Source organism: Pseudomonas sp. Leaf59 (assembly GCF_920984685.1).
GTDB lineage: Bacteria > Pseudomonadota > Gammaproteobacteria > Pseudomonadales > Pseudomonadaceae > Aquipseudomonas.
Genome location: NZ_CAKLBR010000009.1, coordinates 107,964 through 125,398, shown reverse-complemented (window position 1 = coordinate 125,398; position 17,435 = coordinate 107,964). Strand labels below are relative to the sequence as shown.

At 61.8% G+C, this 17,435-nt stretch carries 14 protein-coding genes (1 of these 14 only partly in view); 8 read left to right on the top strand and 6 right to left on the bottom strand.

Annotation, left to right across the window (positions count from 1 at the left end):
• Positions 1-35: 35 nt before the first annotated feature.
• Positions 36-1,001, bottom strand: a complete 966-nt coding sequence (locus LUB09_RS12300; protein WP_231422692.1) for an arsenic resistance protein — start codon at positions 999-1,001, stop codon at positions 36-38.
• Between the two features lie 151 nt (positions 1,002-1,152).
• Between LUB09_RS12300 and LUB09_RS12295 the strand changes: the two genes are divergently transcribed.
• Positions 1,153-1,566, top strand: coding sequence for a hypothetical protein (locus tag LUB09_RS12295; protein ID WP_209987420.1), 414 nt, complete (start codon positions 1,153-1,155; stop codon positions 1,564-1,566).
• Positions 1,567-1,689: 123 nt separating this feature from the next.
• On the opposite strand, the gene gabP is transcribed toward LUB09_RS12295, so the two are convergent.
• Positions 1,690-3,081, bottom strand: a complete 1,392-nt coding sequence (gene gabP, locus LUB09_RS12290) for a GABA permease (RefSeq protein ID WP_209987417.1) — start codon at positions 3,079-3,081, stop codon at positions 1,690-1,692.
• Between the two features lie 554 nt (positions 3,082-3,635).
• Here gabP and LUB09_RS12285 point away from each other — a divergent pair.
• The 5 genes from LUB09_RS12285 to LUB09_RS12265 all read left to right on the top strand — a co-directional run bounded on the left by LUB09_RS12285 (position 3,636) and on the right by LUB09_RS12265 (position 7,840).
• The gene (locus LUB09_RS12285) at positions 3,636-4,409 is read left to right on the top strand and encodes an ABC transporter ATP-binding protein (protein WP_209987413.1); all 774 of its coding nucleotides are present in this window, start codon (positions 3,636-3,638) and stop codon (positions 4,407-4,409) included.
• Positions 4,410-4,422: 13 nt separating this feature from the next.
• Complete coding sequence (locus tag LUB09_RS12280; protein WP_057008583.1) at positions 4,423-5,175, top strand: ABC transporter substrate-binding protein; 753 nt, start codon at positions 4,423-4,425, stop codon at positions 5,173-5,175.
• 73 nt (positions 5,176-5,248) lie between these two features.
• Positions 5,249-5,944 (top strand): ABC transporter permease, encoded by a 696-nt coding sequence (locus LUB09_RS12275; RefSeq protein ID WP_209987410.1) that lies wholly within the window; start codon positions 5,249-5,251, stop codon positions 5,942-5,944.
• 38 nt (positions 5,945-5,982) lie between these two features.
• Entirely contained in the window at positions 5,983-6,672 is a 690-nt protein-coding gene (locus tag LUB09_RS12270) for an ABC transporter permease (RefSeq protein WP_231422724.1), read from the top strand.
• A complete protein-coding gene (locus LUB09_RS12265; protein WP_231422691.1) occupies positions 6,653-7,840 on the top strand; it encodes a methyltransferase in 1,188 nt (395 codons plus the stop codon). Before LUB09_RS12270 ends, LUB09_RS12265 begins: the two co-directional genes overlap by 20 nt.
• 240 nt (positions 7,841-8,080) lie before the next feature.
• Here LUB09_RS12265 and bcsQ read toward each other — a convergent pair whose 3' ends face one another.
• Positions 8,081-9,025 carry a cellulose biosynthesis protein BcsQ gene (gene bcsQ / locus LUB09_RS12260; protein WP_209987405.1) on the bottom strand — a complete coding sequence of 315 codons (945 nt, stop codon included), beginning with the start codon at positions 9,023-9,025 and terminating at the stop codon, positions 8,081-8,083.
• A 290-nt stretch (positions 9,026-9,315) separates the two neighbouring features.
• Between bcsQ and lapG the strand changes: the two genes are divergently transcribed.
• Together lapG and lapD are read left to right on the top strand one after the other, a co-directional pair.
• The gene (gene lapG / locus LUB09_RS12255) at positions 9,316-10,008 is read left to right on the top strand and encodes a cysteine protease LapG (protein ID WP_373460635.1); all 693 of its coding nucleotides are present in this window, start codon (positions 9,316-9,318) and stop codon (positions 10,006-10,008) included.
• Positions 10,009-10,019: 11 nt separating this feature from the next.
• Positions 10,020-11,966 carry a cyclic di-GMP receptor LapD gene (gene lapD / locus LUB09_RS12250; RefSeq protein ID WP_231422690.1) on the top strand — a complete coding sequence of 649 codons (1,947 nt, stop codon included), beginning with the start codon at positions 10,020-10,022 and terminating at the stop codon, positions 11,964-11,966.
• A 55-nt stretch (positions 11,967-12,021) separates the two neighbouring features.
• Here the strand turns inward: lapD and LUB09_RS12245 are convergent, their stop codons facing one another.
• From LUB09_RS12245 to LUB09_RS12235, 3 genes are all read right to left on the bottom strand, one after another.
• Positions 12,022-12,360: a tryptophan synthase subunit beta gene (locus LUB09_RS12245; protein WP_209987399.1), complete on the bottom strand. Its 339-nt coding sequence runs from the start codon at positions 12,358-12,360 to the stop codon at positions 12,022-12,024.
• Between the two features lie 123 nt (positions 12,361-12,483).
• Positions 12,484-17,421, bottom strand: coding sequence for a beta strand repeat-containing protein (locus LUB09_RS12240; protein WP_231422689.1), 4,938 nt, complete (start codon positions 17,419-17,421; stop codon positions 12,484-12,486).
• Positions 17,418-17,435, bottom strand: the end of a protein-coding gene (locus tag LUB09_RS12235) for a retention module-containing protein (RefSeq protein WP_231422688.1). It continues 10,467 nt past the right edge of the window; 18 of the gene's 10,485 nt are visible here — the last part of the coding sequence; its start codon lies beyond the right edge, outside the window; it ends in the stop codon at positions 17,418-17,420. Before LUB09_RS12235 ends, LUB09_RS12240 begins: the two co-directional genes overlap by 4 nt.

The following is a 17,435-nucleotide window of genomic DNA, read 5'->3' as shown; positions in this document are numbered from 1 at the left end:
GAATAGCGCCTGAACAGACCTGAAACTTCATGCGTTTACCGATTTTTGCGCCACACCACTGCGCGAATCAGGCGCACGTAGAACAACTGGGCAACCAACTCGACCAGGGTCTGCAGGATCACCGCCGTTGCCGCCAACCCGCGCACGTCTTCCGGCAGCGCCAGTGCCAACGGCAGCACCACCAGCGAGTTACGCGTGGCGGCACTGAAGGTCACCGCACGCGCCGCCCCCGCCGGCAACGCGAACAATCGCGCGGCCAGCATCCCCAGCAATGGCGCCAGCAACACGAAACCCAGATAGACCGGAATCACCGGCAGCAGCAGGTTGAGATCGCGCACCACCGAGGTGATCTGCGAACCGATCACCACAAACAGCACCAGCGCCATCGCCGGCACCGGCAACCAGGCCCAGGCGCTGTTCCACGCACTGATGACAGCAGATCGTCGCGCCAGGGACGTCGTCAGTACCGCCAGCAGCATCGGCACCACAATCAACCACACAAACGCCGCGACAAATGGCCCGACCTCAACCACCACCTCAGACTGCGTGCCCAACATCAACCCCATGTACACCGGCAACAGCGCCAACTGCAACAGCAGCAACACCGGCGTCGCCGCCAGCATCAACCGCGAATCGCCCTTGCCGATATGGGTGAACACCACCACATAATCGATGCACGGCGTCAGCAACACCAGCAACGCCCCCACCAGCAGTGCCGGGCGCTCCACAAGGCCTCGGGTCAGTGCCCAGACCAGCAACGGCACAAGAATGAAATTGGCCAGCAGCAGCGCCGCCATAAAGCGCTTGCTGCCCACCCCCTGACGCAGCTCCAGAAACGGGATCTGCAGGAACATCGCATACATCAGCACGGCGATAGCGGGCGTGACCAGAGCGGCGAGGCCATGCCCCAGCGAAGGCGCGAACAGGCCCAGCGTGGCAGCAAGAAGGACCGCGACGAAGTAGAGGGGGATCTGCTTGTGTTCGAGGGTTTCGCGGGTCATGAAGACGCTCTAGGCCGATCCAAAGACGCGAGCGTATTAGCAGCACAAACAAGGAGCAATAGCAGCACCGCGAATCGCCCCTTCCACACAACCCCTTGGGATTTACCCCAACCTGCGCTTCAATACCCCCCAAACCCAAGGAAGCCGACCCATGGCCTCGCCGAACAAGCAGCAGAAACGTGCCCATCGGGCCAAGGCCAAAGCCAAGCAAAACCGCACCCAGCGCGCCGTGGCGGCCAAGCCGGATGCGTTTGCCGGTGACGACGACCGTATCGACCTTGAGTCGGTGGATTTGACCGAATTGTTCCTGGAGATGCGCGTTGCCAGCGAAGTCAGCCAACAAGCAATGTGTGCAGCGTTCCTGGCGCACCCGTTGCTGGCGCTGGTGCTGGAGCAGGAAGGCGAAGAAGAAGCCACCGACTTTATCCTGGCCGCGCTGATCGAGTATCGGCAATGGACCACGGACAGTGACGATGAAGCGGCGGCGCTGGCGTGGATTGAATCTGCAGAGTTCCAGGCCGATTACGTGGCGGCGTCACAGTCACTGGTGAATTCCCAGGACTGACGCAAAACAAATGTGGGAGGGGGCTCGCTCCCGATAGCAGCCTGTCAGTCAGCACACCTGATGCTGACACACCGCTATCGGGAGCAAGCCCCCTCCCACACCTGAACTACATCCACTCAACCATCAGTTAAGCACGGCAGCACTCGCCCGCTGAGCCTTGCGCCGGCTCGCAACAACGAGCCCCGCAGCCACCACCAGCAAGCTCAACACCCCAGTCGCGATGATCTCGACCCGGTGCGCTTCCTGGAACAGCATGATGGTCAAGGTACCCACGATAAACACCATCACCGCATAAGTGAGGCCAGGGAACAGCCACATCTTGAATTCGAGCTTCTCACCCGCCGCCACACGCTTCTGACGCATGCGCAGTTGCGACACCGCGATCACCAGATACACCAGCAACGCGATAGCGCCGGAGCTGGCCAGCAGGAATTCAAACACCGCCGCCGGTGCCACGTAGTTGGCGAATACCGCCAGGAACGCAGCCCCCGTCGACAGCAACACCGCCCAATAAGGCGTGCCGCTCTTGTTGGTGCGCTTGGCCACAGCCGGGGCATCACCGCGACGGCCCAGGGAGAACAGCATGCGCGACGCGGTGTACAGCGCCGAATTCAGGCAACTGGTCACCGCCACCAGCACCACCAGGTCGACGATCAGCTTGGCATTCGGGATGCCCATGCGCTCCAGCACGGTCTGGTAGGAACCTACCGCCGCCAGGGTCGGATCGTTCCACGGCACCAGCGACACCACGATGAAAATCGACAACAGGTAGAACAAACCGATCCGCCAGATCACCGAGTTGGTGGCCTTGGTGATTTGCTGGCCGGGATTCTTCGATTCAGCCGCCGCAATGGTGACGATCTCGGTGCCCATGAACGAGAACATGGTGGTGAGGATGGCCGCCAGCACCGCGCCCATGCCGTTGGGCATGAAACCTTGGGTATCGAACAGGTGCGACACGCCGCTGACCTGGCTGGTGGGCAACACGCCGAAAATCGCCGCCAGGCCGAGGATGACGAAGGCCACGATCGCCACAACCTTGATCAACGCAAACCAGAACTCGAACTCGCCGTAGTTCTTCACGCTGAACAGGTTGGTCGCCGTCAGCAGCAAGGTGATGATCAGGGTAAAGGCCCAGATGGCCACGTCGGGGAACCACGCATGCAGGATGGTCGCCGCCGCGTTGGCCTCCAGTGGAATCACCAGCACCCAGAACCACCAGTACAACCAGCCGATGGTAAAGCCGGCCCAGTGCCCGATCGCACGGTCGGCGTAAGTGGAGAACGAACCGGTGTCCGGCGACGCTACGGCCATTTCGGCGAGCATGCGCATCACCAATACCACCAGCGTGCCCGCCGCGGCATACGCCAGCAGTACGGCAGGGCCAGCGGCAGCAATCGCGTGGCCGGAGCCGACGAACAACCCGGCACCGATGACGCCGGCAATTGACAGCATGGTGACGTGACGCGGTTTGAGCCCCTGTTCGAGGTCATTGGAGCTTTGCGTACTACTCATTGACACACCTTTGCGAGGAATTGCGAAAACGGTCCGCCCGGCCTGGATGCTTTCTCGTGAAAAGAAACCAACAGGGGCGTTCTTTATTTTTTACGCAAGATTTGCGCCAAAATGTTACGAATCCACAGCCGGCGCGGCCTGTAGGACGCTTCCGCATAAATCGCAAGTCATTGAGAACAATGGCATTTCGCTATAGCGTTACCGTGCACCCCATATTCAAGACGTTTGAGCGCACCAAAAACACACACAAAAAGTGCGTGACGCCCTATTAAAGGGCTGATATGCACCGTTTGCCGGTTTTACCCTTCCAACACTTGGCCAAAGCTGGCACCATCGCGCCCTTTTTACGCAAAGCCTGCGCATATTCCGGGGCAAACGGTTGTTCGGTTGTTGATGGCGCGACACGCCGCTGTGCCGATGCGACACCCTGCCGCAGACCACCGTTTAACCGCCCGCAGCGCTGTTGGCTGTCATCCAGACGCTATGCTAGCTTGGCGCCTCGCCAGAAGGTGGCCCCGCAGCGCCGCATGCAACGAACACAATGAGGACCCCCCATGGCCGAGGCCACGCCCGCGCTTGAAATCCGCAACCTGCATAAACGCTATGGCGAGCTGGAGGTGCTCAAGGGTATCTCGCTGACCGCCCGCGACGGCGACGTGATCTCGATCCTGGGTTCTTCCGGTTCCGGCAAATCCACACTCCTGCGCTGCATCAACCTGCTGGAAAACCCGCACCAGGGCCAGATCCTGGTGGCCGGCGAAGAGCTCAAGCTCAAGGCCGCAAAAAACGGCGAGCTGCAAGCTGCCGACGGCAAGCAGATCAACCGCCTGCGCAGCGAAATCGGTTTTGTGTTTCAGAACTTTAATCTGTGGCCGCACATGAGCATCCTCGACAACATCATCGAGGCGCCACGCCGCGTGCGCGGCCAGAGCAAGGCCGAAGCGATCGAAGTGGCCGAAGCCCTGCTGGCCAAGGTCGGCATCGCCGACAAGCGCCACGCCTACCCTGCGCAATTGTCCGGTGGCCAGCAACAACGCGCGGCCATCGCGCGCACCCTGGCGATGCAGCCCAAAGTCATTCTGTTTGACGAGCCCACTTCCGCGCTTGACCCGGAAATGGTCCAGGAAGTACTTAATGTGATCCGCGCACTGGCCGAAGAAGGCCGCACCATGCTGCTGGTCACCCATGAAATGGGGTTTGCCCGTCAGGTTTCCAGCGAAGTGGTGTTTCTGCACCAGGGCCTGGTCGAAGAGCAAGGATCGCCACAGCAGGTGTTTGAAAACCCGCTTTCGGCGCGCTGCAAACAATTCATGTCCAGCAACCGCTAACGGAGCAACCTGCATGCAGAACTATAAAAAATTCCTTCTGGCCGCGGCCGTCTCGATGGCGTTCAGCGCCACGGCCATGGCGGAAACCTTGAAAATGGGGATCGAAGCGGCCTACCCGCCTTTCAACAATAAAGACGCCAGCGGCAACGTGGTGGGCTTTGACAAGGACATCGGCGACGCCCTGTGCGCCAAGATGAAAGTCGAGAAGTGCGAAGTGTATGTGTCCGACTGGGACGGCATCATCCCGGCCCTGAACGCCAAGAAGTTCGACTTCCTGGTGTCTTCGCTGTCGATCACCGATGAGCGCAAGCAGGCCGTCGACTTCACCGACCCGTACTACTCCAACAAGCTGCAGTTCATCGCGCCGAAAGCCACTACCGACTTCAAGCCCGATGCCGACTACCTCAAGGGCAAGATCATCGGTGCACAGCGCGCAACGCTGGCCGGTACCTACCTTGAAGACAAACTGCCGGACACCGAAGCCAAGCTGTACGACACCCAGGAAAACGCCTATCTCGACCTGACGTCCGGTCGTCTGGACGGCATTCTTGCCGACAAGTACGTGCAATACGAATGGCTCAAGAGCAAAGACGGTTCGGCCTATGAGTTCAAGGGCGACCCGGTGGTGGAAAGCGACAAGATCGGTATCGCCGTACGCAAGGGCGACCCGCTGCGCGAGCGCCTGAACAAAGCCCTGGCAGAGATCAAGGCCGACGGCACCTACAAGAAAATCAACGACAAGTACTTCCCGTTCAGCATCGAATGACCTGAACGGCCTGCCCGGCGCGCTCACCTGAGCGCGCCGGCTTTTGCATTGCCTGCCACGATATGAAAACACCATGAATTTCGATCTCTACGGATTCGGCCCCGCGCTTGCCGCCGGTGCGCTGATGACCGTCAAACTGGCGCTCACCGCCCTGTGTCTGGGGCTGCTGCTGGGCCTTGCCGGCGCCCTGGGCAAGACGTCCCCCTACAAGCCGTTGCAATGGCTGGGCGGAGCCTACTCGACCCTCGTTCGCGGGATTCCCGAACTGCTGTGGGTGCTGCTGATTTATTTCGGCACGGTCAACCTGATGCGTAGCCTGGGCGAGACCTTCGGTATCCCCGATCTGTCACTCAGCGCGTTCGCCGCTGGCGTCATCGCCCTGGGCCTGTGCTTTGGCGCCTACGCCACGGAAGTGTTCCGTGGTGCGATACTCGCCATTCCCAAGGGCCACCGCGAAGCCGGTGTGGCGTTGGGGCTGTCCCGGTTGCGGATTTTTACCCGGTTGATCATGCCGCAGATGTGGCGCATCGCCCTGCCGGGCCTGGGCAACCTGTTCATGATCCTGATGAAGGACACTGCGCTGGTGTCGGTGATCGGCCTTGAAGAAATCATGCGCCATGCGCAGATCGGCGTGACCGTCACCAAGCAACCGTTCACCTTCTTCATGGTCGCGGCACTCATGTACCTGGGCCTCACGGTGCTGGCCATGAGCGGCATGTACTTCCTGGAAAAACGCGCCGCCCGCGGCTTTGCAAGGAGCACCCAATGAGCGGCGACTATAGCTGGCTGGCGCATTTCGACCTGGGCCTGAACTGGGCGGTGATCATCAAGTGGCTGCCCAAACTGGCACAGGGCGCCACCCTGACCCTGGAGCTGGTGGCCATTGCGGTCATCGCCGGCCTGCTGCTGGCGATCCCGCTCGGGATCGCCCGCTCATCGCGCCTGTGGTACGTGCGCGCCCTGCCCTACAGCTACATCTTTTTCTTCCGTGGCACGCCGCTGCTGGTGCAGTTGTTTCTGGTGTACTACGGCCTGGCGCAGTTCGACTCAGTGCGCCACAGCTTCATGTGGCCGTACCTGCGCGATCCGTTCTGGTGCGCCACCGCCACCATGACCCTGCACACCGCTGCCTATATCGCCGAGATCCTGCGCGGCGCGATCCAGGCGATCCCGCCCGGCGAGATCGAAGCGGCGCGTGCCCTGGGCATGTCCAGGCCGAAGACGCTGTTCTATATCATCCTGTCGCGCGCCTCGCGCATCGGCCTGCCGGCGTACAGCAACGAGGTGATCCTGATGCTCAAGGCCAGCGCCCTGGCCAGCACGGTGACCCTGCTGGAACTGACCGGCATGGCCCGTACCATCATCGCGCGCACCTATTTGCCGGTGGAGATCTTCTTCGCTGCCGGGCTGTTCTACCTGCTGATGGCCTACATCCTGGTACGCGGCTTCAAACTGCTGGAACGCTGGCTACGCGTCGATGCCTGCCAGGGACGTTGAGGCGCGCTTCCACGCGCTGGATGCGTTCCTGATCGAGCACCAGGGGCTGTGGCGACCACGGCCCTTTGTTCATCGCCATTTGCCTTGGGAAACCGAGCACCCGCAACTCGCCGCCTGGCTGCGCCAACGCACCCTGGGCGAGGCGCAAGACAGCCACAACCAACCCCACGATTTACCCGCACCGGCGCCGTTTCCACAGCTCGCGCGACAAGCATTGCAACTGAGCGCTGTGGATAAATTACCAGCCCACACCCTGGCACCTGCCCGACCTCGTCTGAACGTCGACGTACCGGGCCGCAAATGGCAACAGATCGAAGCCTTCGGCGCAGCCCTGCACTTTGCCGACACGCCCAGGCATTGGCTGGACTGGTGCGCGGGCAAAGGTCACCTTGGCCGCCGCCTGCTGCACACCGGGCAAACGCTGACGTGCCTCGAATACGACCCGAACCTGATCGCGGCCGGGCAAGCCCTGAGCGATCACCATCGGCTGCCCGCCACCCATCGTCTGCAGGACGTGATGGCAGACGTGGCAATCGGCCCCGAGCACACGCCCGTCGCCCTGCACGCCTGCGGTGACCTGCATGTGCGTCTGCTGCAAGTGGCCAGCGCCGCTGGCTGCAGGCAATTGGCGCTGTCGCCCTGCTGCTATAACCGCATCAATGCCGATCGCTATCAGCCACTCTCGGGCGCAGCTCGAGCCTCGGCACTGCACCTTTCGGTGGATGATCTCAGCTTGCCCCTCACCGAGACCGTGACCGCCGGCAAGCGCGTGCGCCAGCGGCTCGACCGCTCCATGGCCTGGCGCCTGGGCTTCGACCCTCTGCAACGGCAACTGCGCGGCGTCGACGACTACCTCGCCACTCCCTCGTTGCCTGCCAGTTGGCTGGACAAACCCTACGCCGACTACTGCAAGGAGCTGGCACGCCTCAAGGGTTTATCCACAGGAGAGCAACCGTGGGAAACGCTGGAGGCGTACGGCTGGCGTCGTCTGGCCGAAGTCAGGAACCTCGAGTTGCTGCGTGGGCTGTTTCGCCGGCCATTGGAAGTATGGCTGGTGCTGGATCGCGCGCTGTTTTTGCAGGAACAAGGCTACGCCGTTGAACTGGGCACCTTCTGCGAACCCTCGCTGACGCCGCGTAACCTGATGCTGCTGGCCGAGCGCGATTAAGGGGCAGCATTTACCCGGACGCCCTGTGGATAACTCTGTTGATGAAATCTTTACAGAGGCTGTAGCCACCTACGCTACAGCACGCAAGCGGTGCTGGTCATTTTTTGTTCACATAATAAAACGCACGCAAAACAGGCAGTTGCAACGTAACGCGAACAACGCCGCACCATGGCTGTTTTGTGACAGGTGGCACCGAACGATTGTGCATAAGCATCTGGCGTTACGCGTATAAACCGCGACTTATGGACGTTTTTTACGGGCAATCAACAGCCGGCACAGGCCGTTGATATCGTCGCCAGCCAGGCTCACGCGTATGTTATCCAGCGGGTCGGAGGCGAACGCCAAGGCTTCGCTGATGGATGAATCGTGGTGGATCACATGAACGGATCTGTCACCCAGACGTTGCTTGAAAGCCTCGAACATCTCCAGGCTGAACGCCGACTTATCATCCATTTGATTGATCACAATGTGGCAACGCGGCGCACGCTCAAGGCACGGCGCCAGCAATGCATCCACTTGATCCAGTGTGCCGAGGCAGGCGGCATTGGGCTGCGTGACCACCAGCACGATATCGGCCACGCTCAATGCCTGCTGCAAATAGACGTTATTGCCTGCCGGGGTATCGATGATCACCAGGCCGCGCTCATCCAGCGCCAGTGCCGACAAGCGCTGCGCCAGCCACTTGGGCTCACGCGTAAGCCAGCGCTGCAGGCTTTCCTTCTGATGGCTGTCGGTGTCGCCAAACGGGATGACCTGGCACCCGGCAAACCCGGATTGCACGACGCTCGTCCACGGTGCATTAAGCAGGCTGGCACGGCCCAGGCCAGGTTGCTCGGCCTCTACGCCGAAGTGGTGGCGCAGCGCGTTCTGCGGGTCCAGATCCAGGGCCATCACCGACTCGCCGAGTCGTTGCAGGCCGCTGCTCAACGCCGTGACCAGGGTGCTGCGCCCCACGCCGCCGTTGATCGACACCACCGCCACCACCGTTGGGCGGGCAACCTGCTGCTCGCCCGGCTGGAATCGCTCCTGAGGATGACTACGGTAATGCGAGCCGTCTCTCTGGTTCACCCGCGTGCCATCGTCAAACGGCACGGTGCCGAAGAAGTGCAGCCGAGCGTTTCTTCCCTCAGGGTCGCGGGAAACGCTCTTGCCGAACAGGGCAAATAGATAATCGGTGCGGCTCATGGCCGGAACTCCTTAACAGCGCCGTGTAAAGACGTGAAAGGTCGGCAAGATACTGGCTTCACCGCAGGTCTTCTTGTAGGCATTTTGATGGCTCATTCTCCGACAGCGACGCGCAAGTGTCATTATTTTGATCAAATTGCCAGCAGCTTTTCGGACGAGTGGAAAATAGCCAATTAAATGACGAACACTTTCTGCAATTCATCAAAAGTGATTTCACTGTGCCATTGTCTTTTGCAGGGTATCGCCTCACCATTGCCGCACCTTCCATGCTGCATGCCTGGGTAATCGCAGTGGCGTTACGCTTCAAACTCCCTCGGGTCCTCTACGGTTTCGCCGTCACGCTGCTGTTGGCGGGCGGGCTGCTGGGCGATTTGCTGGCCGATTGGGATTTCAGCCAGATCAGCCGACGCGCCGAAACGCTGTACGGTCCACTTGGCGCCGGGCGCCAGCGCATCGATGCGTGGCAACAGTTGCTGTCCACCCAGAAACAGGTAAGCGAGGCCGAGCAGCTCAAGGTGGTCAACCTCTTCTTCAATCGGCAGTTGCACTACGAGGAAGACATCGACCTGTGGCACGAGGTCGATTACTGGGCCACCCCCATTCAGTCGCTATGGAAAGGCGCGGGCGACTGTGAAGACTACGCCATCGCCAAGTACTTCAGCCTGCGCCACCTCGGCGTGCCGGCCGAAAAATTGCGCATTACCTACGTCAAGGCGCTGCGTCAGAACCGTGCGCACATGGTGCTGACGTATTATGCGAGCCCCGAGGCCATGCCCCTGGTGCTCGACAGCCTGATGGACGCGATTCTGCCTGCCAGCCAACGCCAGGATTTGCTCCCCGTGTATGCCTTCAACGGCGAAGGCCTGTGGCTGACCGGCGCGGCGGGCAACAAGAAAGTCGGTGACACCAAACGCCTGTCACGCTGGCAGGATGTGTTGAAAAAAATGACCGCTGAAGGGTTTCCGGCCAGTTCGGACAATTAACAGGAGCTACGATGTCACTGTTCAAACAATTGCTGATCGCTATCTGCGTGTTCCTGATAGTCGCGTTCAGCGGTAGCTTCATGGTCAGCCTGGAGAGCTCGCGTACCCAGTACGTCAACCAGCTGCGCTCCCACGCTCAGGACGCGGCCACCGCGCTGGCCCTGTCGCTGACCCCGAACATCGATGACCCGGCGATGACCGAGCTGATGGTCAGCTCGATCTTCGACAGCGGCTACTACGCCAGCATCCGCGTGGTGGACCTGAGCAATAACCAGGTACTGGTGGAGCGCGCCGCCGAGCCGGATGCCAGCAACGTACCGGCGTGGTTCGTGAAGATGATCGGCCTGGAACCGGCCGGCGGTGATGCCATCGTCAGCCGCGGCTGGCAGCAGGCAGCACGGGTCGAGGTGGTCAGCCACCCGATGTTTGCCCTGGCCAAACTCTGGCAGAGCGCCCTGGGCAGCCTCGGTTGGTTGCTGGTGTGCGGGGCGGTGAGCGCGGTGCTCGGCGCCCTGCTGCTGCGCCGGCAGTTGAAGCCGCTGGACTACATGGTCGAGCAGTCCCATGCGATTGCCCGTCGTGAATTCCTGAGCCTGCCCGACCTGCCGCGCACCCCGGAGCTGCGCCGCGTCGTGCAGGCGATGAACCAGATGGTGGAGAAGCTCAAGGCCCTGTTCCATGAGCAGACCGAGCGCAGCGAGAAGCTGCGCGTGGAGTCCTACCAGGACAGCCTCACCGGCCTTGCCAACCGTCGCTATTTCGAGATGCAGCTGCAATCGCGGGTCAGCAACCTGGAGGAATCCAGCTCCGGCTACCTGCTGATGCTGCGCGTCAACGACCTGAGCGGCCTCAACCAGCGCCTGGGCGGGCAACGTACCGACCAGTTGCTGCAGGCGGTCAGCCAGCAACTGGTGCGCACCTGCGCCAAGTACCCGGAAACCCACAACCTCATCACCCGCAGCCGTGGCGGCGAATTCGCAGTGCTGGCCCCGGGGCTGGTGCGCGACGAAGCCCTGCAGTTGGCCCAGGCGCTGGAGGCGACCCTGCAAAGCCTGCACGAAACCGGCGCCACCGACATGCCGACCGTGGCCTTCATCGGCCTGGCGCCGTACAGCCCGGGCGACGCCTCCGCCGACCTGCTGATGCTGGCCGACCAGGCGCTGACCCAGGCCGAAGCCAGCGGCGGCCAGAGCTGGGTGTGCCTGGAACATCAGGTCACCGGCACCGTCAGCGATGACCCGCACAGCTGGCACACCTTGCTCGATGACGCGCTGAAGCAAGGCCGCTTCCAGTTGTTTTTCCAGCCGGTGGTCAGCAGCGGCGACACCCGGCAGGTGCTGCATTACAAGGTGCTGTCGCGCCTGCTCGACAACCAGAACCAGACCATCGCGGCTGGCCACTTCCTGCCCTGGCTGGAACGCTTCGGCTGGACCGCGCGGCTCGACCACCTGATGCTGGACCTGGTGATCAAACACCTGAGCCAGCACCCCGTCTCAGCGGCCTTGAACCTGTCGGCCGCGACCCTGCAGGACCCTCAAGCCCTGGAGCGGGTATTCGAACGCCTGTCCCAGCACCCAACGCTGGGCGCACAGCTGACGCTCGAGATCGGCGAGGAGCAAGTGCCCGAACAGACCGAACTGGAGCGCCTGACCCGGCGCATGCGCAACCTGGGCTTCAGCCTCGGCCTGCAGCGTTTCGGCGGGCGCTTCAGCATGATCGGCAACCTGGCGAACCTGGGGCTGGCCTACCTGAAAATCGACGGCAGCTACATCCGCGCCATTGACCACGAAAGCCACAAGCGCTTTTTCATCGAAGCCATTCAGCGCGCCGCCCACAGCATCGACCTGCCGTTGATTGCCGAGCGCGTGGAAACCGAAGGTGAGTTGCGGGTGATCCGCGAGATGGGCATCGAAGGGGTGCAAGGCCGACTGGTCGGTGAACCCGCGCCCTGGAAGTGAAGCGCTGACACCTGAAACCTCCTTGACGGTCACGCCGTAAAGGAGGTGGCGGGGGTCAGATCAAGCCGGTTTCATCGTCGTTGATCAGCTCACTCAAGCCGCCCAGCGCGGCCCGTGCCTGGGTGCGCTCAAGAAACTTGACCTGCGCCGCCGGCGGCAGATCGGTGATGCTCATCACGTTCTTGGTGATCAGCACCTGAATCAAGTCATCCAGCACTCGAATCATCTCAAGGTCACTTTGCTTGAGCTGCTTGAGGCTGTTGTCCACCGCATCACCGGCAAACCACGCCTGGATCTCATGGTGGTCGGCCGGCAGTGTCTCGGTGGCCTCGCTAAAAGCCTGTGCCTCGACGCGAACCAGCGCGTTGTATTGATCGCGTTGCACGTAGAACATCAGCGTTCTCCCAATAAAAAATCCCTGCAGGCATCGCGCACGGCGCCCACAGAGATTACACAGATTTTCCCGAAGCTGATGCCCGGCGGCGCCAATCCTTATGGATGGGTGCCGCCTGGGTGATCAGTCGTGATGCTTGACGGTCAGGTCGCCACCGGCGATCAGGTTATTGATCGCGGCGCTGCCACTGCCCCAGCTGGCGCCGTCGACCTTGATCGTGACATCGGCCGTGCCGCCGCCCGAGGCGGTGAACGTGCCCGCGCTGCTGACGCTCAGCGTCGAGGTGCCCGACGCATCGGTGGTCAGCTTCAGGTAGTTGGACAGGTTGTTGTCGTTATTGCCTTGCAGCAAGTCGGACAGGTCCAGCTTGTCGCCTTCGCCGTGCTTGAAGTCGGTGATGCGATCGAAGCCGCCGCTGGTGTTGGTGTCGCCTTTGAGCCACACGAAGGTATCGGCACCCGCACCGCCGCTGAGCACATCATCGCCCTTGCCGCCCACCAGAATGTCGTTGCCGGCGCCGCCGGAGAGGCTGTCGTTGCCGCCCTGGCCGAACAGAATGTCGTTGCCGGCATTGCCGATCAGCGTGTCGTTGCCATCCTTGGTGCCGTAGATGTTCGACGCGCTGGCCAGTGCGCCGATGTCCTGCACGTGCTCGGTGATGTACTGGTGCAAGGTGCGGTCGTCGATGTGGTCGACGGTGGTGGCCAGTTTCTCGGCGGCGAAGGACTTGAGCGCAGCGCTGCCTTCCTGGCCTTTGTAGGTGATCAGGTCGCCGAACAGAATGTCGTTGGCCGAACCGCCGGTGAGGTTGTCGGCGCCCGCATCGGCGGTGTGGCCGGTGATGGCATCGGCTAGCTTCGCCGTGTCGATGGTGGCAACCACCTTGTCGGTGTCGAACTGCTTGAGCACCGTGGTATCGATGCTCGACCCCAGGCCGATGGCCTCGACCGTGACCTTGCTGTCCACCGCGTTGACCAGGTTGGCGTAGGCCGCCTTGGCGCTGGCCAGGGCGGTGTCGGAGTCCTGATAGACCGCCGCCACGTCAAAGCCGCCCTTGGCGTTGGCGACCACGGTGCCTTCATAGATCGCCTGGCCCCAGCCGTTGTAGGAGTAAACCTTGCCATCGCCGTCGACAATCATCCGCGACCAGCCGTTGATGGTGGTGTAGACCGCGCTGCCCTGGCCCAACACGTAGTTGGAGCTGTTGACCACGCTGTCGAAGTAAACGTTCGAGCCCCAGAACGTGCTGGTCGTGCCCAGGTAAGGGTTGCCGTGCACCTCGGTAAATACGTTCGGCGAACCGTCGGTAATGAAGTACGTGAGGTTGGTCGCGCCCTTGTTACTGGTGGCGTCGCTGCTCTTGAACCAGTTGGTGGCCGCGTCGAACGCATCCTGATAGTTGGTCATGTCGCTGGAGTTGGAAGTCATCTGGGTCAAGACCGCCTGCAAGGCCGCCTTGGCAGCGTCCTTGTCGGCCAGATTGACCGAGACCTGAGATTCGATACGCGTGTCGAAATCGACCAGCAGCACTTTCACCACGCCCGAGTCTTTATTGCCGGCATTGGCAATCAATGTATTGAACACGCTGTTCAGCTGGCTCTTGATCGAGTCCATCGCACTGGTGCCGATGCTGCCCGAGGTGTCGACCAGGAAGGCAATGTTGTAGTTGCTGCCCTGGGTGACCACGCCGGCCTTGTCGCCGACCACCACGTTGTTGACCGACGAGCTGCTCAAGTTGATGACATCGGCCACGCCAGTGCCTTCAGTCACCAGGTAGGCCTGCGGCGTTACCGTGATGGTGCTGGTGGCGATGCTGGAACTCAGGCTGTTGCCGCCTTCGTTGTCCATCACCGAGACCTCGATGGTGCGGTCGCCGGTAGCCGGGTACTTGCTGGTGCTGGAATATTGGAACGATTCCAGCAGCGCCTTGTAGGTCGCCGCATCCGCCGCGCCCGACAGGCTCAGCATGATCTTGCCGCTGACGTCAGTGCCGACGCTGGTCAGGGTAATGCCTTTGTAGGTGCCGCCCACCGTCACCAGGCTGGAGGTCAGTTGATCCCCGGCACTGGCGTTTTTGAGGGTGATGCTCGCGCTCTGCATCTGGCTGCTGTCGACGTCGCCGATGGCCACGCTGCCGGTAATCGCCACGCCGCTGGTGCTGCGTTCGTTGTAGGTGGCGGCGAAGCCGGTGGCGACCGCGCCGTCGGCCGTGCTCAGGTCCAGGGTCGGGGCGTCGTTGACCGCAGTGACCACGATGCTCACTTTGCCGGTGGTGACTTGCGCAACGCCGGTACTCAGTTCGGTGGCCGTGGCTTTCACGGTCAGGTCGAAGCTGGCCGTCGAGTCCTTGAACGGGGTGACCGTCAGGGTTTTCAGGTTCCAGGTGCTCACATCGTAGAACGCGGTAGCGCCAGTCGAGGTGAAGCTGTGACCGCTGGTGCCGTCGGTGATCACGGTGCCGGCCGGCAAGCCGCTGATTTCCACCTTGTGGGATTCCGAGCCGTCGTTGTCGACGAACGTGGTGGTGATCGGCGCGACCTTGATGGTGGTGTCTTCCAGCCCACGGTTGTAGACGTAGCCGGTGTAGTAGCCTTCGCCATTGACCACATGGCTGTCGCCCAGCACCGCACCTGCGGTCTTCAAGGCGTCCACGCCGGTGTAGGTCTGCACGCCGCTGTTACCCAGCGACATCGACGGGCCGTTGTTGATCGACACATTGATGTCGTAGTTGCCTGCGGCGGCCTGGTTGTAGTGGTAGATGTCGAGGGTGTAGTAACCCGACTCGGTCGGCGTATAAGCCGTGCCGGTAATCGTGCCGCCCTGTTTACTCCAGGTCTCGCTGGCCACCAGCTTGCCGCCCACGGTGATTGCCAGGCTGTCATCGGCAGTGCCGGTGAAGCTGTAGCTCTTGCCGGCTTCCAGGTATATCAGGCCGGAGACTTTGGTTGCCGTCCCCTCCGCCACATTACTGTTGCTGACGCTGCTGACCACACCTGTGGAGATTGCGCTGGCAGCGGTCTTGGCGTCGATCACGCGGATCAGGTCGCTGGACAGCGCAACGCCGTTGCCGCTGTTGCCCAGGTCCTTGGCCAGCGTGCCGCCGGTCCAGGTCTGCAGGGTCAAACCGGTTGGCACCGCGCCGTATTGGCTGACACCTACCACCGGCACGTCCGTCACCGGGTGAATATCCACGGTGATGATTTTGGTGTCGCTGTAGGCGCTGCCGTCGTAGGCCTGGAACTTCAGCTGGGTGTAGTCGCTTTGCTTGTTGCCCACACCGGTGCCGCCGAAGCTGTTATCGCCCGACTCGTTGGCCGCCGGGGTGTAGCGCACGTTGTGGCTGTCGAAGTCAGCCTGGCTGAACGCCTTGCCGGCCGAGGTATCGGTTTTCAGGTCAGCGGTGGTCAGTTGCGTCCACACGCCGTTGACTTTGTACTCGATGGCGCCGGCAGGCAGGCTGGTGAACACCACTTTCGGGTTGGCGGAGTCCACATCGTTGACGCCAAAGGTGGCCCAGGTCAGTTCGACCGAGGTGTCTTCGTTGCTGGCGATGTTGCCGTTGGTAGCCGTGGGCGCGTCGTTGACCGGCGTAATGGTGATGGTGCCGTTGACGGCTGGCGAGGTCAGCACATTGCTGCCGTCAGCGTTGCCGCTGTCGGTCGCGGTGTAGGTGAAGTTCACCGTGCCGTTGAAGTCGGTAGCCGGCTTGAAGTAAACGGTCGCCTCGCCATTGCTGGCGGTGATCGGGCCGGTCACCTTGGTGGTCATGGCCGCGTCGGTGTAGAACGTGCCGTTGCTTGGCGTGCCCACGCTGAAGGATTTCACGTTCGCCAGGCCGTCTACGTCGGTAGCGCTCAGCTTGACCGCGATGCCGTTGTCTTCGGCACCGGTTGCGGTTGTAGCAATGGCGACCGGCGCATCGTTGACCGGAGTCACGGTGATGGTGCCGTTGACGGCTGGCGAGGTCAGCACATTGCTGCCGTCAGCGTTCCCACTGTCGGTGGCGGTGTAGGTGAAGTTCACCGTGCCGTTGAAGTCGGTAGCCGGCTTGAAGTAAACGGTCGCCTCGCCATTGCTGGCGGTGATCGGGCCGGTCACCTTCGTGGTCATCGCTGCATCGGTGTAGAACGTGCCGTTGCTCGGTGTGCCCACGCTGAAGGATTTCACGTTCGCCAGGCCGTCTACGTCGGTAGCACTCAACTTGACCGCGATGCCACTGTCTTCGGCACCGGTTGCGGTGGTTGCAATGGCGACCGGCGCATCGTTGACCGGAGTCACGGTGATGGTGCCGTTGACGGCTGGCGAGGTCAGCACGTTACTGCCGTCAGCGTTGCCGCTGTCGGTGGCGGTGTAGGTGAAGTTCACCGTGCCGTTGAAGTCGGTGGCCGGTTTGAAGTAGACAGTCGCCTCGCCATTGCTGGCGGTGATCGGGCCGGTCACTTTGGTGGTCATCGCGGCATCGGTGTAGAAGGTGCCGTTGCTTGGCGTGCCCACGCTGAAGGACTTCACGTTCGCCAGGCCGTCTACGTCGGTAGCACTCAACTTGACGGCGATGCCGCTGGTTGGGTCTTCGGCACCGGTTGCGGTGGTTGCAATGGCCACCGGCGCATCGTTGACCGGAGTCACGGTGATGGTGCCGTTGACAGCCGGTGAGGTCAGCACGTTGCTGCCGTCAGCGTTGCCGCTGTCGGTGGCGGTGTAGGTGAAGTTCACCGTGCCGTTGAAGTCGGTGGCTGGCTTGAAGTAAACGGTCGCCTCGCCATTGCTGGCGGTGATCGGGCCGGTCACCTTCGTGGTCATCGCTGCGTCGGTGTAGAAGGTGCCGTTGCTCGGCGTGCCCACACTGAAGGATTTCACGTTCGCCAGGCCGTCTACGTCGGTCGCGCTGAGCTTGACCGCGATGCCGCTGGTTGGGTCTTCGGCACCGGTCGCGGTGGTTGCAATGGCGACCGGCGCATCGTTGACCGGAGTCACGGTGATGGTGCCGTTGACAGCCGGTGAGGTCAGCACGTTGCTGCCGTCAGCGTTGCCGCTGTCGGTGGCGGTGTAGGTGAAGTTCACCGTGCCGTTGAAGT